General features: G+C 44.8%; 29 protein-coding genes and 1 other annotated feature. Of the genes, 23 read left to right on the top strand and 6 right to left on the bottom strand.

Going from position 1 to position 25,152, the window contains the following annotated elements:
- Positions 1–12: 12 nt before the first annotated feature.
- The 18 genes from RG959_RS02205 (at position 13) to RG959_RS02120 (ending at position 16,464) form a co-directional block, all read left to right on the top strand.
- Positions 13–279: a YabP/YqfC family sporulation protein gene (locus RG959_RS02205; protein ID WP_251271064.1), complete on the top strand. Its 267-nt coding sequence runs from the start codon at positions 13–15 to the stop codon at positions 277–279.
- The gene (locus tag RG959_RS02200) at positions 272–1,399 is read left to right on the top strand and encodes a sporulation protein YqfD (protein WP_342795770.1); all 1,128 of its coding nucleotides are present in this window, start codon (positions 272–274) and stop codon (positions 1,397–1,399) included. Before RG959_RS02205 ends, RG959_RS02200 begins: the two co-directional genes overlap by 8 nt.
- A gap of 25 nt (positions 1,400–1,424) precedes the next feature.
- Entirely contained in the window at positions 1,425–2,414 is a 990-nt protein-coding gene (locus RG959_RS02195) for a PhoH family protein (protein ID WP_342795769.1), read from the top strand.
- Complete coding sequence (gene ybeY / locus RG959_RS02190) at positions 2,398–2,868, top strand: rRNA maturation RNase YbeY (protein ID WP_342795768.1); 471 nt, start codon at positions 2,398–2,400, stop codon at positions 2,866–2,868. Before RG959_RS02195 ends, ybeY begins: the two co-directional genes overlap by 17 nt.
- Complete coding sequence (locus tag RG959_RS02185) at positions 2,852–3,223, top strand: diacylglycerol kinase family protein (protein WP_342795967.1); 372 nt, start codon at positions 2,852–2,854, stop codon at positions 3,221–3,223. The genes ybeY and RG959_RS02185 overlap by 17 nt, the downstream gene beginning before the upstream one ends.
- 14 nt (positions 3,224–3,237) lie before the next feature.
- Positions 3,238–3,639, top strand: a complete 402-nt coding sequence (locus tag RG959_RS02180) for a cytidine deaminase (protein WP_342795767.1) — start codon at positions 3,238–3,240, stop codon at positions 3,637–3,639.
- Positions 3,629–4,537: a GTPase Era gene (era, locus tag RG959_RS02175; RefSeq protein WP_342795766.1), complete on the top strand. Its 909-nt coding sequence runs from the start codon at positions 3,629–3,631 to the stop codon at positions 4,535–4,537. Before RG959_RS02180 ends, era begins: the two co-directional genes overlap by 11 nt.
- A gap of 23 nt (positions 4,538–4,560) precedes the next feature.
- A complete protein-coding gene (recO, locus tag RG959_RS02170) occupies positions 4,561–5,334 on the top strand; it encodes a DNA repair protein RecO (protein WP_251271059.1) in 774 nt (257 codons plus the stop codon).
- 46 nt (positions 5,335–5,380) lie between these two features.
- Positions 5,381–5,548: a binding site (T-box leader), on the top strand.
- A 134-nt stretch (positions 5,549–5,682) separates the two neighbouring features.
- Entirely contained in the window at positions 5,683–6,573 is an 891-nt protein-coding gene (glyQ, locus tag RG959_RS02165) for a glycine--tRNA ligase subunit alpha (RefSeq protein WP_242233427.1), read from the top strand.
- The gene (glyS, locus tag RG959_RS02160) at positions 6,566–8,632 is read left to right on the top strand and encodes a glycine--tRNA ligase subunit beta (protein WP_342795765.1); all 2,067 of its coding nucleotides are present in this window, start codon (positions 6,566–6,568) and stop codon (positions 8,630–8,632) included. Before glyQ ends, glyS begins: the two co-directional genes overlap by 8 nt.
- A 91-nt stretch (positions 8,633–8,723) precedes the next feature.
- Complete coding sequence (gene ccpN / locus RG959_RS02155) at positions 8,724–9,359, top strand: transcriptional regulator CcpN (protein WP_285879657.1); 636 nt, start codon at positions 8,724–8,726, stop codon at positions 9,357–9,359.
- A gap of 20 nt (positions 9,360–9,379) precedes the next feature.
- Entirely contained in the window at positions 9,380–10,192 is an 813-nt protein-coding gene (locus tag RG959_RS02150; protein ID WP_251271057.1) for a pyruvate, water dikinase regulatory protein, read from the top strand.
- A gap of 238 nt (positions 10,193–10,430) precedes the next feature.
- Positions 10,431–12,248: a DNA primase gene (gene dnaG / locus RG959_RS02145; protein WP_342795764.1), complete on the top strand. Its 1,818-nt coding sequence runs from the start codon at positions 10,431–10,433 to the stop codon at positions 12,246–12,248.
- Positions 12,249–12,280: 32 nt separating this feature from the next.
- Positions 12,281–13,408, top strand: a complete 1,128-nt coding sequence (gene rpoD / locus RG959_RS02140; RefSeq protein WP_242233431.1) for an RNA polymerase sigma factor RpoD — start codon at positions 12,281–12,283, stop codon at positions 13,406–13,408.
- A 100-nt stretch (positions 13,409–13,508) separates the two neighbouring features.
- Positions 13,509–14,042, top strand: coding sequence for a hypothetical protein (locus RG959_RS02135; protein ID WP_342795763.1), 534 nt, complete (start codon positions 13,509–13,511; stop codon positions 14,040–14,042).
- Positions 14,043–14,177: 135 nt separating this feature from the next.
- Positions 14,178–14,552, top strand: coding sequence for a cytochrome c550 (cccA, locus tag RG959_RS02130; protein WP_342795762.1), 375 nt, complete (start codon positions 14,178–14,180; stop codon positions 14,550–14,552).
- Positions 14,553–14,648: 96 nt separating this feature from the next.
- Positions 14,649–15,356 (top strand): tRNA (adenine(22)-N(1))-methyltransferase, encoded by a 708-nt coding sequence (locus RG959_RS02125; RefSeq protein WP_342795761.1) that lies wholly within the window; start codon positions 14,649–14,651, stop codon positions 15,354–15,356.
- The gene (locus tag RG959_RS02120; protein ID WP_342795760.1) at positions 15,343–16,464 is read left to right on the top strand and encodes a Nif3-like dinuclear metal center hexameric protein; all 1,122 of its coding nucleotides are present in this window, start codon (positions 15,343–15,345) and stop codon (positions 16,462–16,464) included. Before RG959_RS02125 ends, RG959_RS02120 begins: the two co-directional genes overlap by 14 nt.
- A 34-nt stretch (positions 16,465–16,498) precedes the next feature.
- Here RG959_RS02120 and RG959_RS02115 read toward each other — a convergent pair whose 3' ends face one another.
- Entirely contained in the window at positions 16,499–17,455 is a 957-nt protein-coding gene (locus RG959_RS02115; RefSeq protein ID WP_342795759.1) for a 4-hydroxy-3-methylbut-2-enyl diphosphate reductase, read from the bottom strand.
- A gap of 61 nt (positions 17,456–17,516) precedes the next feature.
- Positions 17,517–17,882 carry a VrrA/YqfQ family protein gene (vrrA, locus tag RG959_RS02110; protein ID WP_251271050.1) on the bottom strand — a complete coding sequence of 122 codons (366 nt, stop codon included), beginning with the start codon at positions 17,880–17,882 and terminating at the stop codon, positions 17,517–17,519.
- A gap of 139 nt (positions 17,883–18,021) precedes the next feature.
- On the opposite strand from vrrA, the gene RG959_RS02105 reads away from it, so the two are divergent.
- Both RG959_RS02105 and RG959_RS02100 read left to right on the top strand, forming a co-directional pair.
- A complete protein-coding gene (locus RG959_RS02105) occupies positions 18,022–19,335 on the top strand; it encodes a DEAD/DEAH box helicase (protein ID WP_342795758.1) in 1,314 nt (437 codons plus the stop codon).
- Positions 19,336–19,349: 14 nt separating this feature from the next.
- Positions 19,350–20,252 (top strand): deoxyribonuclease IV, encoded by a 903-nt coding sequence (locus tag RG959_RS02100; RefSeq protein WP_342795757.1) that lies wholly within the window; start codon positions 19,350–19,352, stop codon positions 20,250–20,252.
- Here the strand turns inward: RG959_RS02100 and RG959_RS02095 are convergent.
- Positions 20,242–20,508 carry a DUF2624 family protein gene (locus RG959_RS02095; RefSeq protein ID WP_315695125.1) on the bottom strand — a complete coding sequence of 89 codons (267 nt, stop codon included), beginning with the start codon at positions 20,506–20,508 and terminating at the stop codon, positions 20,242–20,244. The genes RG959_RS02100 and RG959_RS02095 overlap by 11 nt on opposite strands.
- Before the next feature lie 105 nt (positions 20,509–20,613).
- Here RG959_RS02095 and RG959_RS02090 point away from each other — a divergent pair, with 105 nt between their 5' ends.
- Genes RG959_RS02090 through RG959_RS02080 form a run of 3 tightly spaced genes read left to right on the top strand, consistent with a single transcriptional unit; the run spans position 20,614 to position 22,658 of the window.
- Positions 20,614–21,381, top strand: coding sequence for a metal ABC transporter ATP-binding protein (locus RG959_RS02090; RefSeq protein ID WP_342795756.1), 768 nt, complete (start codon positions 20,614–20,616; stop codon positions 21,379–21,381).
- 13 nt (positions 21,382–21,394) lie between these two features.
- Positions 21,395–22,225, top strand: coding sequence for a metal ABC transporter permease (locus RG959_RS02085; protein ID WP_342795755.1), 831 nt, complete (start codon positions 21,395–21,397; stop codon positions 22,223–22,225).
- Positions 22,226–22,241: 16 nt separating this feature from the next.
- Positions 22,242–22,658 carry a Fur family transcriptional regulator gene (locus tag RG959_RS02080; protein WP_242233443.1) on the top strand — a complete coding sequence of 139 codons (417 nt, stop codon included), beginning with the start codon at positions 22,242–22,244 and terminating at the stop codon, positions 22,656–22,658.
- A gap of 29 nt (positions 22,659–22,687) precedes the next feature.
- On the opposite strand, the gene RG959_RS02075 is transcribed toward RG959_RS02080, so the two are convergent.
- From RG959_RS02075 to RG959_RS02065, 3 genes are all read right to left on the bottom strand, one after another.
- Positions 22,688–23,284 (bottom strand): hypothetical protein, encoded by a 597-nt coding sequence (locus RG959_RS02075; protein ID WP_342795754.1) that lies wholly within the window; start codon positions 23,282–23,284, stop codon positions 22,688–22,690.
- 5 nt (positions 23,285–23,289) lie between these two features.
- Positions 23,290–24,384, bottom strand: coding sequence for a flavodoxin-dependent (E)-4-hydroxy-3-methylbut-2-enyl-diphosphate synthase (ispG, locus tag RG959_RS02070; RefSeq protein WP_342795966.1), 1,095 nt, complete (start codon positions 24,382–24,384; stop codon positions 23,290–23,292).
- A 95-nt stretch (positions 24,385–24,479) separates the two neighbouring features.
- Entirely contained in the window at positions 24,480–25,013 is a 534-nt protein-coding gene (locus RG959_RS02065) for a DUF1189 family protein (protein WP_342795753.1), read from the bottom strand.
- Between the last annotated feature and the right edge of the window lie 139 nt (positions 25,014–25,152).

Raw genomic sequence — 25,152 nt, 5'->3', positions numbered from 1 at the left:
GGGGCGCTTTTAATGAAATGGATGGGGAAAATGGCCGGGCTGCCTGAAGATGCTATCGGCCGCATTCCGAGAGTAGTGGTCATTGGCATGAATAAAGTAGCGGTTTACAATGCCGAAAAGCTTGAGCAATTTACTGACCGGACTGTGCGCATCCAGCTGTCGGATGCTGTGCTTGAAATACAGGGGAAATCACTTGAGGTCCTGGAACTCATGCCCTCTGAAGTGGTCATTGAAGGAACAATGACAAGCGTTTGCTTAAAGGAAAAACGATTTGGCTGACTTTTTTGTAAAAGGCGCTGTAACCGTGCTGGTCAGAGGAGAAGAGGCCCCTTTATTTCCTGGCAGACTGCACCAGCGCGGCGTCACCTTAAAAAACATTCAGTACAGCCGCCAAAATAAAGTTCAGTTCACCCTGTGCCTTGAAGACATAAGCAAGCTTCGGCAGGAAGCAAGACGCTTTTCAGGCACCGTTCGGTTCAAGGAACGGACTGGCCTTCCTTTTTTGAAAAAGCGGGTCATCCGCTATGCGCCATTCCTCATTGCCAGCCTTTGCTTTTTTCTGGTGATGGTTTTGCTGTCTGCGATGATTATTCGAATCGATATACAGGGGGCGAATGACGAACTGGAAAGAGACGTCCGGGCTTTTTTGAAAAAAGAAGGAATCCGTGAAGGAGCGATTCGCCTGAACGATGTAGATACCGAAGCGATATCCAGGCGTGCCGTGCAGGATATACCCGGTGTAGTGCGTTTTTTAATTCAAAAAAAAGGAGTCGTGTACGTAGTGGATGTTTCCTCGGAACATCCGCCTCCGCGCGATACGGCTAAAACACGGCATGTAAAGGCTGTAAAATCGGGTGTTATTCAGGATATGTTTATTAAGTACGGTGTGTCGGAAGTGCAGCGCGGTGATTTTGTAGAAGCAGGAGACCGGCTGATTAAGGGAACGAAAAAAAAGCCGGCTTCCGGGACCGTTACGGCAGAAACATGGTATAAAGCAACCGTTACGCTTGGAGGCGGCGCATTAAAAACGAGAAATGGGGAAAATAGAAAACATATCTTCTTTTCAATTGGTGAAAAAGAGTATGCCTTATGGAAGCCTTCGTCTTTGAAAGGGTCTGTTCAGAGGGAGGAAAACCGCTATTCTTTTCACTTTTTTTCTTATCAGCTTCCTTTTTCTGTGCGGACTGAAACAGAGTATGCATTAAAGCCGGCTGGAACAGTGGAAACGGAAGCGGAACAAGAAGAAAGAGCCGTTCAGGCAGCGAAGGCGACATTGATGGCTAAACTTCCTAAAGAAGCAGAAGTGGTAGGCGAAAACGTTTTACAGAAGCGGTCTGAAAGTGGTAAAGTAAAGGTGATTATACACTTCCAAGTACTTGAAAATATTGCAATTAACTAACGTGGCAGCTAAGGAGAATGATTGAATGCAGGAAGAATTGAAGTCAGCAGCCGTCGCTCTCGGCGACCAAAACGAAGCCGTCCTATTATTCGGCGTTTCTGATCGTCATTTAACGATCATGGAAGAAGAATTCCACGTATCAATGGTAACACGGGGAGAAGCGGTTCATTTATCTGGAACCGCGGAAAACGTTGAAAAAGCACGGATAGTGGTGGAGCAGCTGCTTGCTGTCATTCGCAAGCAAATCAATATAAGTGAACGCGATGTCATTAATGCTGTTCAAATGGCTAAAAATGGCACAATTGAATATTTAGATGAACTGTATGAAGAAGAAATCACAAAGAATGCGAAAGGAAAGTCTATTCGCATTAAAACGCTGGGCCAGCGGGATTACATCGAAGCCATCCGCAGCAGGGACATTGTTTTTGGCATCGGGCCCGCTGGAACTGGTAAAACATACCTTGCCGTTATAATGGCTGTGCGTGCATTGAAAAACGGCCAGGTGAAACGAATTATTTTAACACGCCCGGCCGTTGAGGCAGGCGAAAGCCTGGGCTTTCTGCCAGGAGACTTAAAGGAAAAAGTCGATCCGTACCTGCGTCCGTTATATGATGCGCTTCATGATGTTCTTGGTGCAGAACATACCGAGCGTATGATTGAACGGGGAACGATCGAAGTGGCGCCGCTTGCTTATATGCGGGGCCGTACGCTTGATGATGCTTTTGTTATTTTAGATGAAGCGCAAAATACAACGAATGCACAAATGAAGATGTTTTTAACGCGTCTCGGTTTCGGCTCTAAAATGGTCATCACAGGTGACCGCACACAAATTGACCTGCCAAAAGGCGCTGCTTCAGGTCTTGTGTCAGCAGAACAGGTACTTGGAAACACTTCTGGCATTTCGTTTATTCATTTAACAGGAGCGGATGTTGTGCGTCATCCACTTGTAGCAAAAGTCATTACAGCATATGAAAAAGCGGAAAAAGGAGATGGCCAGCATGGCACTCGTCGTTGATTTTTTGGACGAAACGAACAAGCTTGAAGAAGGAGTGGAAAAGCTTGCTGAAGAACTGCTTCAGCTGGCAGCTGAGAAAGAAGCTGTGCCAGACGGCAGTGAAGTTTCTGTCACGTTTGTAACGAACGAGCGGATTCAGGAAATTAACCGTGATTATCGGGACAAGGATGCCCCGACTGACGTGATTTCATTTGCTCTTGAAGAAATGGGCGAAGATGAAGTGACGATCACTGGAACAGATATGCCCCGTATATTAGGCGATATCATTATTTCCATTGACCGTTCAAAGGAGCAGGCAGAAGAATACGGCCACTCCTTTGAACGGGAGCTTGGCTTTTTAACGGTCCATGGCTTTTTGCACCTTCTTGGGTATGACCACATGAATGAACAAGATGAAAAAGAGATGATCAGCCGCCAAAAAGATATTTTGGATGCGTATGGACTTGAAAGATAAACGGTCTTTTCACATAAAAAGACTTTTTTCTTCGTTCCGCTTCGCTGGAAATGGGCTGAAGCTCGCTTTGTCTGAACCGAATATGCGTGTGCATATTGCTGCAGGTATATTGATATCTGCAGCCGGTTTTATTTTTAAGCTTACCCGAACAGAATGGTGTGTACTGCTTTTAACGATAGCAGGTGTTATGTCACTTGAAATGGTGAATACAGCCATTGAAAAAACAGTGGATCTTGTCACGGAAGAATACAGGCCGCTCGCAAAAATGGCGAAAGACCTGGCAGCGGGAGCCGTTCTGCTTTTTGCCATTGCAGCAGTGATCATTGGCTGCCTTTTATTTATTCCGAAAATTTAATGAGGTGAATGAACATGAATCAACAACAGCTTATGGAAGCGGCAAAGCAGGCGCGTGAACGAGCGTACGTTCCTTACTCGAATTTTAAAGTAGGCGCTGCACTGCTGACAAAAGATGGGCAGATATTTGGCGGGTGCAATATTGAAAATGCCGCATATGGCGTTGTGAACTGCGCTGAACGTACCGCTATTTTTAAAGCTTGGTCTGAAGGCGCAAGCGAGTATACAGCCATTGCTGTTGTAGCAGACACGAACCGGCCTGTGCCGCCGTGCGGAGCGTGCCGGCAGGTGATTGCGGAGCTTTGCCCGCCGGACATGCCGGTTATTTTAACAAATTTGAAAGGCGACGTGCAGACACTGACCGTAGCAGAGCTTTTGCCGGGCGCTTTTTCACCGGAGGATTTAAATGGAGAATAACACACACAAATCAGGATTTATTGCTATTATCGGCCGCCCGAATGTCGGTAAGTCAACTTTTTTAAATCGGGTAATCGGCCAGAAAATCGCCATTATGAGCGACAAGCCCCAGACAACCCGTAACAAAGTGCAGGGCGTTTTGACAACAGAGAACGCCCAAATGGTGTTTATCGATACGCCGGGGATTCATAAGCCGAAGCATAAGCTTGGGGATTTTATGATGAAAACCGCTGTCAATACGTTAAAGGAAGTCGATCTCATTCTTTTTATGATCAACGCAGAAGAAGGATTTGGCGGAGGCGATGAATTTATTATCGACAAGCTGAAAGACGTGAAAACACCTATTTTTCTTGTCATTAATAAAATTGACCGTATTCATCCGGACAAATTGATGGAGTTAATCGTGCAATACAAAGAATTTCTTCCGTTTGCTGAGATTGTGCCGATTTCAGCGCTTGAAGGAAATAATGTAGACCGTTTGCTTGAGCAAGTGGAGAAAATGCTGCCGGAAGGCCCGCAGTATTATCCGGCTGATCAAGTAACCGATCACCCTGAGCGCTTTATTGTTTCAGAATTAATTCGTGAAAAAGTGCTGCATTTAACTCGTGAAGAAGTGCCGCACTCGATTGCGGTTGTGATTGATAAAATCTCCAAGCGTGATGGCAAAGATATGATCGATGTGATGGCGACCATTATTGTGGAACGGGATTCACAAAAAGGAATTGTCATCGGCAAGCAAGGAGCGCTTTTAAAAGAAATCGGCAAGCGTTCACGCCGGGATATTGAGCATTTGCTCGGTTCAAAAGTATTTTTAGAACTCTGGGTAAAAGTACAAAAAGACTGGCGCAACAAAGCGACAAATTTACGCGACTTCGGTTTTAAAGAAGACGAATATTAAGGGCTTGAGAAGGAGTGGGCAGCATGCTTGAAAAGTGGGAAGGCATCGTGCTCCGGACCAATGATTATGGGGAAACGAATAAAATTGTCACCATGCTGACACGTGAAAAAGGAAAAAGAGGGGCAGTGGCGCGGGGAGCCAAAAAAACAAACAGCCGGCTTTCCGGTGTTACCCAGCCGTTTACACATGGATATTTTCTTGTGCAGGGCGGCCGCGGGCTGGGCACCATGCAGCAGGGAGAGACGCTTGATTCTATGCGCCATATTCGGGAAGACTTGGTAAAAACAGCTTATGCGGCCTACATTGTTGAGATGACCGACCGAACGACCGAGGATGGTGAAGGGGGCGCACCGCTGTTTGAGCTCGTTCGTAAAAGTCTGGTGTACATCAACGAAGGGATGGACCCGGCTATTGTGACCAATATTTTCGAAATGAAAATGCTGGCACACGTCGGGCTTCGGCCTGAGCTTTCTTCCTGTGCCGTATGCGGTGAAACAGAAGGGCGTTTTGGCTTCTCTATTCGGGAAAACGGCTTAATCTGCCACCGCTGTTTTGATAAAGATCCTTACTATCTTCCGCTTTCCCCAGCTGCGATCCGTCTGCTGAGGCTTTTTTACTTTTTCGACTTGGACCGCCTTGGCTCTATTGATGTGAAGGAATCAACGAAAAAAGAGCTGCGGTCGGCTATTTCCATGTATTATGACGAGTATGCCGGCTTGTTTTTAAAATCGCGCCGGTTCTTGGAACAAATGGAACGGTTTGAAAATGTCTTTAAAAAAGATGAGGCGGATGATTGACAAAAAGATCGTTATGCATTACCGTTTAATAGACAAAAGCAAATAATCAAGTGCAGTGAAGGAAACAAGTAAGCGTGATTTTTCTTTTCAAGCGAGCCTGGGGCGGTGCGAGCCAGGTAAAGAAACAGGCTGAAGGGGCACTCTGGAGCACGTTTTAAAGAAAGCGGCCATTTGGCAAATAGGGTGGAACCGCGGGCAAAAGCCCGTCCCTATGTACACAATTTTGTGCTACATAGGGACGGGCTTTTTGCTGTTAAAATAACTTTTTTCTTTAAATGATTTTCCAGCTTTCGATACGATCAGGTCGAGAGACGTCCTGCGCTTTATTAATAAAAAGGAGGAAGTAAAGTGAATATTCAAGAGATGATTTTAACGCTCCAGAAGCATTGGTCAGATCAAGGCTGCATTTTAATGCAGGCGTACGATGTGGAAAAAGGAGCAGGTACGATGAGCCCTTATACATTTTTGCGGGCTATTGGGCCGGAGCCGTGGAATGTAGCTTATGTGGAGCCTTCCCGCCGTCCGGCAGATGGGCGATATGGAGACAATCCAAACCGTTTGTATCAGCACCACCAGTTTCAAGTTATTATGAAGCCGTCTCCAGACAATATTCAGGAATTGTATTTGGATTCATTAAAAGCGCTTGGTATTGATCCGCTTGAACATGATATCCGTTTTGTAGAAGATAACTGGGAAAACCCGTCGCTTGGCTGCGCTGGCCTTGGCTGGGAAGTATGGCTTGATGGAATGGAAATTACTCAATTTACGTATTTCCAGCAGGTTGGAGGACTTGAGTGCAAGCCGGTATCTGTTGAAATTACGTATGGTATCGAACGTCTGGCTTCTTATATTCAAGACAAAGAAAATGTTTTTGAACTGGAATGGACAAACGGATTTACCGTGCATGACATTTTTTATCAGCCGGAATTTGAGCATTCAAAATATACATTTGAAACGTCTGATCCAGATATGCTGTTTAACTTGTTCAGCGTATACGAAAAAGAAGCAAAACGCCAAATGGACGAGGGGCTTGTTCATCCGGCATACGATTATGTGTTGAAATGTTCGCACGTTTTTAACGTACTGGATGCCCGAGGAGCCATTTCGGTTACGGAACGGACAGCTTACATTGGACGGATGCGGAATCTTGCCCGTCAAGTAGCGAAAACATTTTATGAAGAGCGGGAAAAATTAGGCTTCCCGATTTTAAACCGGAAAGGAGACGCGGCTCATGAGTAAAGATCTTTTATTGGAAATCGGCCTGGAGGAAATGCCAGCCCGTTTCGTAACGCAGTCCATGAAGCAGCTTGGCGATAAAACAGCCGCTTTTTTAACAGAGCTAAACATCAGCTTTGGAGATGTTCAAACATACTCGACGCCAAGACGTCTTGCTGTCCTTGTGAAAAATGTCTCGGAAGCACAGGAAGATATTAATGAAGAAGCAAAAGGCCCAGCTAAAAAAATTGCGCAGACAGAAGATGGCGAATGGTCAAAAGCGGCCATTGGCTTTGCAAAAGGCCAGGGTATGACAACCGATGATATTTACTTTAAAGAAATAAAGGGTGTTGAATACGCGCATGTGAAAAAGTTCGTCAAAGGGCAGGAAACAGCCGCGCTTCTTTCAGGCCTTGAAGATGTTGTGCTTTCTTTAACATTCGGCAAAAACATGCGGTGGGGTTCCAATGACATTCGCTACGTGCGTCCGATTAAATGGGTAGCAGCCCTGTTTGGACAGAACGTCATTTCATTCAAAGTAGCAAATGTTGAAGCCGGAAATCAAACGGTGGGACACCGGTTCCTGGGCACGTCAGCCCTTGTTTTAGAACCAGCAGCATATGTGGATACGTTAAAAGGCGAATTTGTCGTTGCAGATCCTGACGAACGCCGCAGCATGATCCTGGCCCAATTAAAAGAGCTGGAAAATCAAAATAACTGGTCCATTCCTGTAGATGAATCGCTTTTAGAGGAAGTGAATAACCTCGTCGAATATCCTACGGCGCTTTCCGGTTCATTCAATGAAGCGTTTCTGGATCTGCCGGAGGAAGTGCTGATTACGTCTATGAAAGAGCACCAGCGTTACTTCCCGGTTAAAGATGCAGACGGTACGTTGCTGCCTCATTTTATTACCGTCCGCAACGGCAACACTCATGCGATTGAGAAAGTCGCACGCGGCAACGAGAAAGTATTGCGTGCCCGTTTAGCAGATGCCGACTTCTTTTACAAAGAAGATCAGAAAACACCGATTGCAGATTCTCTTCAAAAGCTGGAAAGAATTGTGTATCACGAAAAAATTGGCACACTGTCAGAAAAAGTGTCCCGGATTCGCCGTATTACAGCAAGTCTCGCCCAGTTAATCGGTGTAACAGACGAGGTAAAAGCATTGGCAGACCGCGCAGCAGAAATTTGCAAGTTTGACCTTGTCACACAAATGGTGTATGAATTTCCAGAGCTGCAAGGCGTGATGGGTGAAAAATATGCCCGTCAAAAAGGTGAAAAAGAAGAAGTAGCTGTGGCGGTTAATGAGCACTATATGCCGCGTTCAGCAGATGATGCCGTTCCGACAACGAAAATAGGCGCCCTTGTCAGCATCGCAGATAAGCTTGATACAATTACGGCCTGCTTCGCAGTTGGAATTATCCCGACCGGCTCTCAAGATCCGTACGCCCTCCGCCGTCAGGCAGCAGGTATTGTACAGACAATGCTGGAGCAGAACTGGAATGTACCGCTTGAAGACGTGATTGCTGCTGCGATTAAAGAAGTGCTTGCAGACCATGTGGGCGATAAAACAGCCGAAACGCTTCAAGAGGAAATCAGCTCTTTCTTCTCGCTTCGTGTGAAGCATATTCTTCAGGAAAAAGGCATTCGATATGACATTATTGATGCTGTTTTAACAAAAGCAGGAACGCTGAAGAGCATGGAAGAAACAGCTGCGGTGTTAATGGCCCATAAAGAAGATGATGATTTCAAAGAAACGATGGAAGCGCTGAGCCGCATTGTGAATATTTCCAGAAAAGCAGCCGGCGAACACACGGTAAATCCATCATTGTTTGAAAACGACCAGGAAGCAGCATTGTATAAAGGATATGAGACGTTACAAAGTGAATGGAACCAGACGGCATCAGCGAAAGCCCGTTACAGCCTTCTTGCTTCCTTAAAGCCGGCTATTGAAGATTATTTTGATCATACAATGGTCATGGCAGAAGACGAGGCACTTAAACAAAACCGCTTAGCGATGATGACGCATCTGGCCCGCTTTATTCTTGACTTCGCAGAAGTGCCGGCTGTTCTTGTAAAATAAACCGGTCCATCCTGCGGTGCCCGCTGTTGAATCAGGAAAAATAAGTTATAATAAGAAGATGACATAAAACAACGGGATTTATATTGACGGGATGGTGAGGACGATGGAACTAAATAAACGGCAGGAAAAAATTCTTGAAATTGTAAAAGAAAACGGTCCGATTACAGGAGAAAGTATAGCGGACCAGCTTAACCTGACCCGTGCTACACTGCGTCCGGACCTGGCTATTTTAACAATGGCCGGGTTCTTGGATGCGCGTCCGCGTGTCGGTTATTTTTACACAGGAAAGTCCGGTCCGCAGCTTATGACAGAGAGTTTAATGAAACTGTATGTGCGCGACTTCCAAGCGGTGCCCATCGTGGTGAAGGAGCAGTCAACCGTCTATGATGCGATCGTTACCATGTTTCTTGAAGACGTCGGCACCTTGTTTGTGGTGGATGAATCTTTTTGCTTATCAGGTGTCCTGTCAAGAAAAGATTTGCTTCGAGCCAGTATCGGTAAGCAGGATTTAAACTCTCTTCCCGTCAATATTATTATGACGCGGATGCCTAATATTGCGGTTTGTAAGCGGGATGATTTGCTTCTGGATGTGGCAAAAACGCTGCTTGAGAAACAAATCGACTGCGTGCCTGTTGTGAAAAAAACTGACAAAGGGCAGGAAGTAACCGGCCGGGTCACCAAAACAACGATTACCCGGGCTCTTGTGTCCCTGACAGATGATCATTAAAAGAAAGGCGGCTACCATGCATGACTGATCCGATCATTTATATTGTATCCGATTCCGTCGGTGAAACAGCAGAACTTGTCACAAAAGCAGCTTTAAGCCAGTTCAGCGGCCCTCACGCCGTCATTAAACGATTTCCTTACGTAGAGGACCCATCCCATATTGATGAGGTCATTAACCTGGCCAGGGAAGATGGCGGGATTATTGTATACACGCTTGTAAAACCGGATATTCGTGCATACATGATTAAATCTGCGGATGTGAATAATATAGAGGTCATTGACTTAATCGGCCCGCTTATGGACCAGCTTGAATCAATGTACACCATGCAGCCATTATTTGAACCGGGGCTTGTACGGCGCCTGGATGAGGATTATTTCAAAAAGGTGGATGCGATTGAATTTGCGGTAAAGTACGATGATGGACGTGATCCACGCGGGTTGTTAAAAGCTGATATTATCTTAATCGGTGTATCGCGCACATCCAAAACACCGCTTTCACAATTTTTAGCCCATAAACGGGTAAAAGTAGCAAATGTACCGATTGTACCGGAAGTGGACCCGCCGCAGGAATTATTTACGATTCCAAAAGAAAAGTGCATCGGCTTGAAGATCAGTCCAGAAAAGCTGAATTCGATTCGTCGTGAGCGGCTGATTTCTTTAGGACTGGACGACAGCGCCAGCTATGCGGATGTAGAACGTATTAAAAAAGAATTAACGTATTTCGAGGAGATTACGGCGAGAATTGGCTGTGACGTCATCGATGTAACCAACAAAGCGGTGGAAGAAACAGCGAATATTATTATGAGCCTTTATCGAAGCCGAAAAAGTACATAATCAGTCGATTATGTACTTTTCATTTTCATGGAAATGTTCTATAATAAAAAATTGTGATAAAAATGTTCAAAAAGGTTTAGACCTGCCTTCAAAAGAATAAACTATCTATGTAACCCTTCAGGTGGCAGTCTTTACCCAGCAAGAAGTTCTTTTCGACGAACTTTTGTGCGAAAAGAAGGATTCTACTCACGTTTGTAGAATAAATAACAAAATACGATTTTACAGCTGGTGATGTCATTTGTCCAGAAGAATACCTGAAGAAACCATTCAGCAAATTAAACAGGGTGTTGAGATCGCTGATGTAATCGGAGAGTATGTTCAGTTGAAAAAGCAGGGCCGGAATTACTTCGGTTTATGCCCATTTCATGGTGAAAACTCACCGTCTTTCTCAGTATCGCCAGAGAAACAAATTTATCATTGTTTCGGCTGCGGCGCTGGAGGGAACGCGTTTACCTTTTTAATGGAAATCGACCATATTCCGTTTCAGGAAGCGGCGGCAAGACTTGCTGACCGTGCAGGGATCACACTGGATATTTCCCCATCAGAAAGCGAAGAAACGACAAAAACAGATGAGAATGCCGATCTGTATGAAGCGCATGAACTGATGGCGAAATTTTACCGGCACCTGCTTCTGAATACAGAAGAAGGAAGTGAGGCGCTTTTTTATTTGCGCAAGCGCGGATTTACAGACGAAGACATTGACCGCTTTCAAATCGGCTGGGCACTGCCGCAGCCTGAATTTGCGTTAAACATTCTTACAAAACGCGGTTTTTCTGTTGAACGAATGGAACAGGCTGGCCTGCTGGTTAAAAACGAAGAAACCGGCCGTTACTTTGATCGGTTTCGCGGCAGGATTATGTTTCCCCTTCATGATCAAAAGGGGCGTGTGTCCGGATTTTCCGGCCGCGACCTTGGAGAAGGGCAGCCAAAATATTTAAATTCACCCGAGACACCCATTTTTCATAAGAGCAGCCTTTTGTACCACTTTCATGCAGCAAGAACAGCAATCAAAAAGCAAAAACAATTTATCCTTTTTGAAGGTTTTGCCGATGTTATTGCAGCGGTGAGAGCCGGTTTTCATCAGTCGGTAGCCGTTATGGGTACCGCCCTTACGGAAGAGCACATCAGGCAGTTAAAGCGCATTTGTGATCAAGCGGTCATTTGTTATGACGGGGACAAAGCTGGCTTAAATGCTGCTTACAAAGCGGCCAATATGCTTGACAGTCACGATATCGGCGTAAAAGTCACGATTCTTCCCGAACAGCTTGATCCTGATGAATTTATCAGGCAAAAAGGTACAGATGCTTTTTCTGCTTATATAAAGGATTCTTCGCTTACACTGATGGCGTTTAAAATGGAGTTTTTAAAGCGCGGAAAAAATATGCGGGATGATGAACAAAAGTTCCGCTATATTGAAGAAGTGCTGACAGAAATCTCCGGATTAAAAAAAGCAGTAGAGCGGGATCATTACTTACGCCGGCTGGCTGATGAATTTTCACTGTCTCTGCAGGCACTGCAGGAACAGGAAAAAGCATTATTCTTAAAAAAACGTCCGGTGCGGCCGGCCCTGCCTCAAAAAGAGGAACTTCCCGCAAATGTTCCACAGCGGGAACGGGTGATCCGGCAGTATCCGCGTCATGAAACAGCTGAAAGAAGACTGCTGGCTCATATGCTGGCCAATCCTGAGCTCGCAGAACGAATCCGGATGATGCTTCAAGGAGATTCGTTTTCCATAGATGAGCACCAGGCACTGTTTACGTATTTACTTGGATATTATGAACAAACAACAGAACCGGATATGGCATCTTTTTTGTCTGTACTGCAGGACAGCCAGCTCAGGCGTCTCGCTGTTGACATCAGCTTAACAACAGTCAGCGGCGAGCCTGGCGAGGAAGAGCTTTCCGATTATGTAAAAGAAATTCAAAAACAGCATCGCCGTTTGGAAATCGAAGAGAAAAAAAGAGAGCGGATTGAGGCAGAAAAACGTCATGATTATGTAGGAGCTGCCCGAATTTTGCATGAAATCATTTCGCTTGAAAAACAACTCGCCCGCTAAGATTGTCCAGGAAGTTGGAAGGAGGGGGACTAATGGCTGAAAAGTCAACACGTTCCAAAGAAGCTGAATTAACACTTGAAAAAGCAAAAGAACTTATTATCGAGACAGGTAAACAAAGAGGAGAATTAACATACAATTACGTAGCGGACAAATTAGCCTCGTTTGAAGTGGATTCCGGTCAGATTGATGAGTTTTACGAATCCCTTACAGAGCAGGGAGTAGAACTCGTTGATGAAGAAGAAAGCAACGATGACGGCGATCCGAACATCCAGGAGCTTGAAAAAGAAAATGAGGAGTTTGATTTAAACGACTTAAGTGTTCCTCCTGGAGTGAAAATCAACGACCCCGTTCGTATGTACTTAAAAGAAATTGGCCGTGTTGATCTTTTGTCTGCCCAGGAAGAAATTGAACTGGCTCACCGGATTGAAGAGGGAGACGAAGAAGCAAAACGACGTTTAGCAGAAGCGAACCTGCGTCTTGTTGTCAGCATTGCCAAACGTTATGTAGGCCGTGGCATGCTATTCCTTGATTTGATTCAAGAAGGAAATATGGGCTTAATCAAAGCGGTTGAAAAGTTCGACTACCGTAAAGGGTTTAAATTCAGTACGTATGCCACATGGTGGATTCGCCAGGCGATTACCCGTGCCATTGCTGACCAGGCCCGCACCATTCGGATCCCGGTTCATATGGTTGAAACGATTAATAAATTAATTCGTGTACAGCGCCAGCTTCTTCAGGATCTCGGCCGCGAACCGGCACCGGAAGAAATTGCAGAAGAAATGGATTTAACACCTGAAAAAGTACGTGAAATTTTAAAGATCGCGCAAGAGCCTGTTTCACTTGAAACACCAATTGGGGAAGAAGATGATTCACATCTTGGCGACTTTATTGAAGATCAGGAAGCGACTTCTCCGTCTGAACACGCTGCTTATGAATTGTTGAAAGAGCAGCTTGAAGACGTGCTAGATACCTTAACGGACCGAGAAGAAAATGTTCTTCGCCTTCGTTTCGGCCTTGATGATGGACGGACACGGACACTTGAAGAAGTAGGTAAAGTATTTGGTGTAACGCGTGAGCGTATCCGCCAAATTGAAGCAAAAGCCCTTCGTAAGCTCCGCCATCCAAGCCGCAGCAAACGTTTGAAGGATTTCTTAGAATAAGTTAAATTCAAGGCCGGGTTTTCCCGGCTTTTTTCGTGCAAAAAAGCAGGATAATCCTTGCCGGTCACGAATAGTATTGTGTATTGGGGTGTGAAGCAGGGTGAAACAAACGAAAAAAGACATTATTATTCAGGAAATACTTCTCTGGAAAGACAACCAAATGCTGCCTCCACATTATTGTGATTATTTACTAGCGCTTTATACACAAGGAACAGAATTTACAGAATCAGGAAGATGCGCCCAATTGAAGCGAATTCACATGTCAACTGCACTGCTTGCACTGCTTTTATTGCCAGTTGCTGTATGTATTCTCTATTTTACGGAATTGTCTTTTCTTTTGCAAACAGTGATTTTGACAAGTTTTGTCGGAAGCCTGCTGCTGCTGGCCATTTATTTTTCACGCCAAAAAGTGCTGGCGCCTATGCTTTTTTTAGGTGCTGCTGTCCTGCTTTTGCTGCTCTCCTTGGAATTAAATACCCGGATTTTTCATGATCATCCTTATACTTTATATGGGCTTCTTGCTGTGAATTGTCTGCTTTGGATTTTTACCGGTGTAAAGCTCAAGCTGTTTTACTTTTCTATTTCCGGTGGATTGGGCCTTATCGTGCTTCTCTTTTTCTGGCTGCAATATTAAAAGGGCAGCTGAACTGTCTGCCGCAAGGGGAAAAACTTTAAAGTAAGCCTTTTCGTAACCTTTATTTTCAAGTAAAATAATAAGTGTTTGTACTTTTCAGTTTTCTTTTTACATAAAAAGAGAGGGGGAAACAGCATGAATCGTAATCCGTTAATTCCATTTTTATTAATTGCGGTATTTGGGCTCGGATTGATGTTCTTTTTGTCGTTGGATGGAATTGATAACGCAAAAGAAAGAGCCGAGGAAGGAAAGACAGCAGAAGAAGGCGGCGGCGAAACAGCGGCAGGGGGAGAATTTGATCCGGAGGCTCATTATAAGTCCTCTTGCATCAGCTGTCATGGCAGCAACTATGAAGGCGGTGCAGGCCCGTCGCTCGTTGGAGTAGGAGAAAAGCTTTCCCAGGAAGAAATTCAAGATATTGTGGTAAACGGTAAAGGCGGTATGCCGGCAGGTCTTGTTCCCCAGGAAAACGCCGAGGCGATGGCAGCCTGGGTGGCTGAAATTAAATAATAACATTCCACAAAGGCCTTTCTATATGCAAAGGCCTTTTTTCTTTTGAAATGTGATAAGATAGGAAAGAATTTTAATAAAAAGCGGTGAACATATATGAATAGCAATCAGTTATCAAAAAGACTCGAAACGGTTGTTTCGTTTATTGCACCAGCCAGAACAATCGCGGATATTGGCTCAGATCATGCTTATCTGCCCTGTTATGCGGTGAAAAAAAAACTGGTAGACCGGGCTGTGGCAGGAGAAGTGGTAGAAGGCCCTTTTCAGTCTGCGAGACGGCAGGTATTGTCAGAAGGGTTGTCAGAGAAAGTTGATGTGCGTAAAGGAAACGGACTCGCCGTGCTGGAAGCGGGAGAAGTGGAGTGCATCACAGTTGCAGGAATGGGAGGTCCACTGATCGCATCGATTTTAGAAGAAGGAAAGAGCAAGCTTGCCGGGGTTGCAAAGCTCGTTCTGCAGCCGAATATTGCCGGCCATGCAGTTCGGGAATGGCTTGATGCAAATGGCTGGACCATAGAACAAGAAGCCATTTTAGAAGAAGATGGCCAATTGTATGAGGTTATCAGCGCTACAGCCGGCTCGTCACGTGCTTTGTCGCCGAAGGAATTGCTCTTTGGACCGTTCTTGATCAAGCAGAAAAACAACGCATTCCGGCTGAAATGGCAGCGGGAACTTGACCAAATTAACCATGTTCTCAGCCGTTTAACAGATGCCCAGCATACAGAGGGCACCGAAAAGAAGAAAAGCGAGTTAAAACAAAAAAAACAGTGGATTGAGGAAGTGATCGCCGATGAAAACGCCTAACGGACATGAGGTTATTGGGCTGTTTGAACGATTTTCACCGAAATCTTATGCAATGGAAGGAGACAAAGTCGGATTGCAGATCGGCCGCTTAAACAAGCCGTGCAAAAAAGTTATGATTGCGCTGGATGTTCTTGAAAGCGTCGTGGATGAAGCGATCGAAGAAAACATTGATTTAATTATAGCCCATCACCCGCTTATTTACCGGCCGCTTGGTGCCATTCAAACGGACCAGACAGCAGGAAGAGTCATTGAAAAGCTGATTAAGCATGATATTGCGGTATACGCTGCTCATACGAATTTGGATGTAGCGAGAGGCGGAGTAAATGACCTGCTGGCTTCCGCTCTTCACTTAACGAATACAGAAGTGCTCGTGCCGACCATAGCTGAAGAGTTGAGAAAGCTGGCCGTTTTTGTGCCGCTCGATCAGGCAGAAGCCGTAAGAGAGGCGCTTGGCAAAGCAGGCGCTGGAGCTCTTGGAAATTATCAAAACTGTTCTTTTTCTCAACAAGGAGAAGGGCGTTTTCAGCCTGGTGAAGAAGCTGAGCCTTTTATCGGCCAAGCCGGCGGCCGCTTAGAAACAGTACAGGAAGAAAAAATCGAAGTGATTTATCCTGCTCACATAGAAAAGAAAGTGCTCAGTGCCATGCTTAAAGCCCATCCATATGAAGAGGCAGCTTATGATATTTATCCTCTTCAAAACAAAGGAGAACAGCTTGGACTTGGCCGTATCGGCCTGCTTCCGCAGGAAATGACACTGGAACAGTTTGCTATGCATGTGAAAGAGTCATTACAATCTGGAGGCGTAAGAGTAGTCGGTGATAAAGCACGTCTTGTCCGTAAAGTAGCCGTATTGGGCGGAGACGGCAACAAATACTGGCAGACGGCGCTGCGTAAAGGGGCAGACGTGTATGTAACAGGTGATTTTTATTATCACACTGCCCATGATGCAGATGCTGAAGGCCTCGCTGTTGTCGATCCGGGGCATAACGTAGAGAAAGTGATGAAAAAAGGCGTAGCAGCCATTCTTCACGAGCAGGCCTCCAAACAAAATTGGACTGTTGAATTTGTGGCTTCTGCCGTTGAAACAGACCCTTTTCAATTTATGTAAATGAAAAAGCAGCTCCAATAACGGAGCTGCTTTTTTAACGTGAGGTTAACGTTGATTTTTTTACTTTAGGCAAAATTTTCTCAAGCGGCACTTTTCGCTCGCGTACCCAGGTTGATTCATCTTCGGGGTCAAATGCCGCTAAAAACTGAATCACTTCTTTTACGATAGGTGTTGGTGTAGAAGCGCCGGCGGTGACAGCCACTGTTTCGGCATCTTTAAGCCAATCAATATTAATTTCAGAAACATCAGACACCCGGTATGCAGTGGTGCCGGCAATTTCAATAGACACCTGCGCAAGCCGATTGGAGTTATTGCTTTTCGGATCTCCTACGACAATCAGTACATCTGCTTCACCGGCTTGTTCAGCCACTGCTTCCTGCCGCACTTGCGTCGCAAGGCAGATTTCTTTATGCATTTCCGCATGTGGATACTTTTCTTTGATCGCATCCATAATATCAATAACATCCCATTGGCTCATGGTTGTTTGGTTTGTAACGATAATTTTATCATTTTTCATGTCCAGCGCCTTAACATCGTCTGCATTTTCCACAAGGTGAACAATTTCTGGTGCCACACCAACGGCGCCTTCCGGTTCCGGATGCCCTTTTTTTCCGATGTAAATCACATGATAGCCTTCTGCTTTTTTAGCCCGGATTAAATCATGGGTAACGGTAACATCCGGACAGGTTGCATCGATTGTCGTTAAGTTTTTTTGGCGGGCAATTTCCCGTACTTCCGGCGACACACCGTGAGCCGTGAAAATGATTGTGCCTTCTGATACCTGCTCAATAATGTCTTTTCGGTTTTTTCCGTCAAGGGTAATGATGCCTTCCGCTTCAAAAGCATCTGTAACATGTTTGTTGTGTACAATCATGCCTAAAATATAGATCGGACGCGGCAATGTTTTATCAAGAGCGGCGTTACGGGCAATAACCATTGCATCAACAACACCGTAACAGTAACCGCGTGGTGAAATTTTTATTATTTTCATACAGCATCCTCCTCCAGCTTCTCACTTTATTATAAAGGAGAAAGCAGGGAAAACAAAGCGATCAATCAAGCCGGCCCGGAAACCAGGGCACAGACTCAGCTGTCCGCTTTTTTTCACGCTGTGGAGGCGGAGTGCTTGCCGCTTCTTTTACTTCTTGCTGTGGATCGCTTTCAGGGTCCGGCATGGATTGTACGGTCCGGTAAAGCCTCCACATAGCCGGAAGGTTTTTAACAAGTGGGCCGTACTGTTCAATCAACGGCCTCATCTGTTCAGCAGTCACCATGACCTGTCTGGCTTGTTCCAGCCATCGTCCCGATTTTGCGGCTGTACCGAAGAACGGAGGCATTGGCGGCTGAACAGGCGGGTGGGTAGGGGGAGGAGTATAAAAAAATCCACGTCTGGCATTCGGTGCATATCGAGGCAGCAACGTAGTCACCCTTTCCTTTTTCTCTATCGTATTCATATTGGAAAGATCATGTGCGTAAACCTTCTTTTGCTTTCTTAACGCTTTTAGTATATTATCGTAACGTGCATAAACTTTGAACGTGAAAGGAATTTGATGCCATATGGCAAACTATACATTTGAACAATACGGTCTAAAGCCGTTTATTTATAAAGGAATCGAAGCGCTGCGCTTCAAAGAGCCTACGCCAATTCAACGTAATATGATTCCGCTTATCCTAAAAGGTGAAAGCGCAATTGGACAATCCCAAACGGGCACAGGAAAAACCCATTCATATGTACTGCCTATTTTAAACCGTATCGAAACCGACAAAAAAGAAGTGCAGGCTGTAATTACAGCTCCGACGCGCGAACTAGCCACACAGATTTATCAGGCATTTCAAAAAGTGGCAAAAGAATCGGAGGAAGAAATTTCTATCCGTCATTTTGTCGGGGGAACGGATAAAAAACGGGATATAGAGCGATTGAAAAACCCACCACACATCATGGTTGGGACACCGGGAAGAATTGCTGACCTTATTGGCGAAAATGCGATTTCTGTTCACAAAGCGGACATGCTTGTTGTAGATGAAGCCGATTTAATGCTTGATATGGGCTTTATCAATGATGTAGATCGAATTGCATCCGGTATGCCAGAAGAGCTTGGCATGTTTGTTTTTTCTGCTACTATTCCGCAGAAACTAAAACCTTTTTTGAAAAAATACATGGAAAATCCGGAATACGTACACATTGAGCCCAAACGCGCATCTGCCGCTAACATCGAACATTTGCTTGTAGCGGCAAAGAGCCGTGATAAAGTAGACGTTGTGTATGATCTACTGCAAGCCTTTAATCCGTATCTGGCTGTTGTATTCACAAACACGAAGCAAAAAGCGGATGAAGTAGCGGATAAGCTGGCGGCAAAAGGCTTGAAAACCGGTCGTATCCACGGTGACCTGCCGCCTCGTGAACGGAAAAAAATGATGAAGCAGGTTCATGACCTTGAGTACCGTTATATTGTCGCAACAGACCTTGCTGCCCGCGGTATTGATATCGAAGGCGTTAGTCATGTAATCAATTATGAGCTGCCAGCAGATCTTGACTTTTACATTCACCGGGCAGGCCGTACAGCCCGTGCCGGTGCATCCGGCATTTGTGCAACAGTTTATCTTCCGGCTGATGAAGATGCGATCGCAAAACTGGAAAAACGCGATATTACGTTTTCGAATGGTGATATCAAAGGTGGAGAAATCGTTGAAACAGCCGATCGTAATCGCCGTAAAAAACGGGAGAAAAAAGAAGATAAGATCAATCCGAAAGTCAGAGCGGTCACAAGCCGCCCGCAAAAAGTGAAGCCGGGCTATAAAAAGAAACGGAAAATGGAAGTAGCAAAAATTGAAAAACGCCAGCGCCGTATTGACGCCCGCAATAAAAAGTAACAGGGAGTTTAAGGATGTTAAAAATTGGATCACATGTTTCGATGAGCGGTAAAAAAATGCTGCTTGGTGCTAGTGAAGAAGCTATTTCTTACGGCGCATCTACCTTTATGGTGTATACAGGCGCCCCTCAGAACACACGCCGAAAGCCGATTGAGGACTTGAATATCGAGGCCGGGTGCCGCCATATGGAGCAAAACGGCATCAGTGAAATTGTCGTTCATGCTCCTTATATCATTAATCTTGGCAATACCATCAAGCCGGAAACATTCGAGCTGGGAGTAGATTTTCTTCATATGGAAATCGAACGGTCAACAGCAATTGGTGCGAGCCAGATTGTGCTTCATCCAGGCGCCCATGTTGGAGCTGGAACCGAAGCAGGGCTGAAAAAAATTGCGGAAGGTTTGAACGAAGTGCTTCAGCAAAACCAGTCCGTGCAAATTGCGCTGGAGACGATGGCTGGAAAAGGAACGGAATGCGGCCGCCAATTTGAAGAAATCGCGATGATTATGGATATGGTCCATCATAACGATAAATTATCGGTCTGCTTTGATACGTGCCATACACATGATGCGGGTTATCCAATTCGAGAGGACTTTGACGGAGTTTTAGATCAATTTGATCGAATGATCGGTGTGGACCGCCTTAAAGTGCTGCACATCAATGACAGCAAAAATGAGTGCGGCGCCGGTAAAGACCGGCACGAAAATATCGGCTTTGGCTATATTGGCTTTGATGCGCTGTCTTATATCGTGCATCATCCTCAGTTGACCGATATTCCTAAAATCTTGGAAACACCTTATATAGGAGAAGATAAAAATACAAAAAAACCCCCATACCTTCAGGAGATTGCCATGCTTCGAGGCAAGCAATTTGATGAAGGCATAAGGGAAAAAATTGTAGCAGGCGTTATAACTTAAGGAAGTGCATATATGGACGGAGCATTTTTTCAAGCGCTGCGGCTTCTCGTTTGCCGAGAATCCTTTCAGCTGCTTGAAAAAGCTCGGTCCTTTTTGTTTCGGAAAACAAATCAACTTCGTGGCGGGCGAGCCAGTCGATAAACTGATCCGCCTGCTTTTCGGTCAAGGAAACTTGGAATTTTCTTGCTTGCTCCATCAGTTCAGCTTTTGTGATGGTTTGAACACGGCGATTGATCATTTGATGAAGAGGCTGCATACCGGGCTCCTTTCCTAAGGTCACTTCATTTACTTGAGAGCGGCCATCCTGTATACTGGATAGTGTTTAAATCGTAATCATTCTTACCTTAAAGGAGTTCTATATATGAAGGAAAAACCGCCTGTCATTGATATACGCGACGTGAACTTTCGTTATGACCGCGAAAATGTTCTCGAGCGGATCAATCTGTCGATTCCAAAAGGTTCCTTCGTCGGCCTGGTTGGCCCAAACGGATCTGGGAAATCAACATTATTAAAAATTATATTAGGCTTATTAAAAGCCAAAGAGGGGCACGTAGAACTTTTTGGTGTCCCGCAAGATAAATTTAAGGAATGGGACCGGATCGGTTTTGTTTCGCAAAAAGCGAATTCTTTTAATACCGGTTTTCCGGCAACTGTTTTTGAAGTCGTCATGGGCGGACTCGTTAAAAAAATAGGATTGTTCCGTCGTCCGGGCTCTAAAGAAAAGGAAGCGGTAGAACAGGCTGTTCGCGCTGTTGGAATGGAGTCTTTTTTAACACGCAATATCGGTGATTTATCCGGCGGCCAGCAGCAGCGTGTATTCATTGCCCGGGCTATCGTATCCAATCCATCTGTTTTAATTTTGGACGAGCCAACGGTTGGGGTAGACAGCCAAAATGTCGAATCATTTTACCATATGCTGACGCATTTGAATCAAGACCTGGGGATGACGCTGCTGCTTGTCACGCATGACATTGGCGCCATTACCGACAAAGTGACACATGTAGCCTGCTTAAATAAGTATCTGCATTTTCACGGCAGTATGCAGCAATTTGTAGAACTGGATGAGCAAGAACTGTCCGATTTATATGGACACGGCATCCGCCTGCTTGATCATCATCACGATCACTGAAGGGAAGACCATTATGATAGAAGCTATTTTCACCTATGAGTTTTTGCAGAATGCGTTTTTATCCGGTGCGATTATTGGTATTATCGCGCCGTTGCTCGGCGCATTCATAGTAGTACGCCGTTTGTCTCTCATTGCAGATGCGCTAAGCCACGTTACACTGTCAGGCATTGCGGCAGGCCTGCTTCTTGGACAAACCTTTCCTGCGCTTTCCGCCATAAACCCGCTTTATTTTGGAATGGTATTTTCCGTTGGGGGCTCCCTGCTGGTGGAACGGCTGCGAAACGTATATAAACATTATCAAGAGCTGGCCATCCCGATTATGATGTCCGGAGGAATTGGACTTGGCGTTATTCTGATTTCCATTGCAAACGGGTTTAATACAGATTTGTTCAGCTATTTATTCGGCAGTGTCAGCGCGGTGAGCCGAAATGATTTATATGCTGTTATTGGAATCAGCATCATTGTTCTCGTTACAGTGTACTTACTGTATAAGGAATTGTTTGTTTTATCGTTCGATGAAGAGTATGCAAAAGCCTCAGGTATCCCATCTAAGGCCGTACATCTCGCATTTATTATTTTAACAGCTCTTGTGATTGCCGTTTCAATGAGAATCGTCGGTGTTTTGCTTGTGTCGGCTTTAATGACACTTCCTGTTGCGGCTGCTATGCGGATTGCGAAAGGATTTAAGCAAACCATCTGGCTGTCTGTTTTATTTGGAGAAGTTTCCGTGATTGCCGGCTTAATCAGTGCTTTTTATCTTGACCTGGCACCGGGCGGTACGATTGTTGTAACGTCTATTATTATTTTGTTAGGCGTCATTTTGTGGAAAAAAGAGAAAAACTAGTAAAGAGGGGTCCATCATGAATTTAACAAAAGCGATGGAAATCATGAAAGAAAAAGGCTATAAGCAGACAGGAAAGCGGGAGGAAATGCTGGCACTGTTTGCAAGACAGGATAAATACTTAACGGCAAAAGATGTTCTCGAAGAAATGAAGCATGACTATCCGGGCCTGAGTTTTGATACGATTTACCGGAATTTGGCTCTTTTTGCTGAAATGAATATATTGGAAGAAACCGAGCTGTCGGGCGAGCGCCATTTCCGCTTTGCCTGTTCTCATAATCATCACCATCACCACTTTATTTGCATGGAATGCGGAAAAACAAAAGAAATAGATATGTGTCCCATGAACGAAGTGAGGGAGCTCGCAGGCTGCGAGATCACTGGACACAAGTTTGAAGTATACGGCAAGTGTGAAAAATGCATGAAAAAAGCGTGACCAAAAGAAATTCTTTTGGTCACGCTTTTTTATGTGTGTATAAGTGGGCGGATTTCGCCTTGCTCAAGCCACTGTTGCACCCATAAATCCGCTTCATGCCAATTATTCACGCGAACGACACGATCAGGAACGGGATCTTGATTATAAGGTGTGTTAAATAAAACAACGGGAATGTGCAGCTCTTCCGCCAGCGTAACGGCATTGTCGTGTTTATCTTCAAAGAAAATATCCACCTTGTGCCGTTTTGCTGCTTCCACTTTATCGTGAGAGCCGATTAATTCAATATGATCATAATAAATTTGCTTATCTTGAAACCACTGCTCAGTGACATCAAAAAGATGCTGGCGTCTTGCGCTTATAAAAAGCAGGTGAAACTGTTTCTGCCATTTCGCTAAAATGCTGTCCGCTCCCTCCGCCAAAGGGGAAGCGGCATAAATAGCAGGCTCTGTTTGATCAAACCAATCCCGCATTTTGTCTGGCGAAATGTTCAAAGCAGCCGATAAATCATACTGTTTGATATCCTCAAGAGTAATATTAAGCGAGAAAGCTTCGTTAATAAAAGGAACGAGGCTTGCTGGACAAGTGACTGTACCGTCAATATCTATACCGAACCGTTTTTGTGACATTGCAATCACTGCTCGACCGCAAGCGCTTGTTTCCGGTGATACTCTTCCGCAATCAAATCGATCTCTTTTTTCAATTCTTCAACCATTGTTTCTTCCGGTACTTTGCGAACTGTTTTACCGTGGCGGAACAGGAGGCCTTCACCGCGGGCGCCAGCAATACCGATGTCCGCTTCGCGTGCCTCACCTGGACCATTTACTGCACAGCCAAGTACCGCTACTTTAATAGGTGCTTTAATCTTGGAAATATATTCTTCTACTTCATTTGCAATCGAAATCAAGTCGATTTCAATTCGGCCGCATGTTGGACACGAAATAAGTGTAGCGGCATTGGCGGCCAGGCCAAATGATTTCAGCAGTTCGCGTGCTACTTTCACTTCTTCAACCGGGTCGGCACTTAGTGAGATACGAAGCGTGTTCCCGATTCCTTTGCTTAAGATGGCACCAAGGCCCGCAGCACTTTTTACAGTTCCTGCAAAAAGAGTGCCGGATTCCGTGATCCCCAGGTGCAGCGGGTAATCAAATGCTTTTGCTGCTTTTTCATATGCTTCAATGGCTAAGTTTACATCCGATGCTTTCATGGAAACAATGATGTCATGGAAATCAAGATCTTCTAAAATTTTAATGTGATGAAGAGCACTTTCAACCATGCCTTCTGCTGTCGGATAGCCGTACTTTTCAAGAATTTTGCGCTCTAAGCTTCCAGCGTTAACGCCAATTCGAATGGGCACACCTTTCGCTTTTGCTGCGTTTACAACAGCTTCCACTTTCTCACGGCGTCCAATGTTGCCCGGGTTGATACGGATTTTATCAACACCTGCTTCAATCGCCTTGAGTGCTAATTTATAATCAAAATGAATATCAGCAACGAGCGGAATGTTAATTTGGCTCTTGATCGCCGCAAGCGCATCTGCAGCGCGCTCGTCCGGAACGGCAACGCGTACAATTTGGCAGCCCGCTTCTTCAAGGCGGTTTATTTCAGCAACTGTTGCTTCAACGTCGTGTGTTTTTGTTGTGGTCATACTTTGAATAACAACCTGGTCGTTTCCGCCAATCGTTAAATTGCCAACTTTCACTGGACGGGTTTTCGTGCGGTGGGTGATTTCACTCAATGGTGATTCGCTCCTTTAAAAGTTAATCTGACTATCATATCTGTTTCATTCTATCAGAGGAACGGCTGTTCAGACAACAATTCCGTTCACTGCATTGCGGGAGGAAGATAGCGTGCAGAAAAAAGAACCATAGTAAGAACAAGCAGCCAATCAAACCAATAAGTGTGTAAGAAGGTTAGGTTGCTTATATCAGCTGCTGCCATTACACAAAGCGGTAAAGTCAAAGAGTAAGCGGCCATCCTAAATAGATGGCGGTATTCGCCGCGCTTTTTTAAGAATAAGACAAGTATTAAAGCAATTAAAGCAAACGACGTTGTTTTTAGGAATAATGTAAATGAAAGAAAGAGATAATAGAAAAAAAGTACAGTGAGCAAAAAAATGGCCTCATTTACCGGCTGATTCCGGTGAGTGGCTATGAAAGGAAAAAGCTCTTTTACTTTATCTGCTGCCCAGTCGGCATTTGTAAATATATAAACGAAAGATGGCCAAAAAGCCGGTAGGAACATGATAAATGAAAGAAAAAATATATAGGTGATTGTTTTACCGATGCTTTCAAATCGAAAAGATGCAATATATTTCGGAGAGTATAAACTTTTACTAAATCTTTTGAATAATGACATGTGAGCGGAATCCTTTCTATACGAAATTACCATTTATTATATAGAAGGAAGACTTAGGAATCTATCATATTTAGTTATAACGGTTATTGTTTGTAATGTTATTGTAACAATAGGGGAGTTTTTTTAATCAAATGTAAAT

It is taken from the genome of Domibacillus sp. 8LH, from assembly GCF_038806185.1.
In the GTDB taxonomy this organism is placed as follows: Bacteria; Bacillota; Bacilli; order Bacillales; family Domibacillaceae; genus Domibacillus; species Domibacillus indicus_A.
Note: the sequence above shows the minus strand (reverse complement) of the source record. Positions and strands in the feature narration are given on the sequence as shown.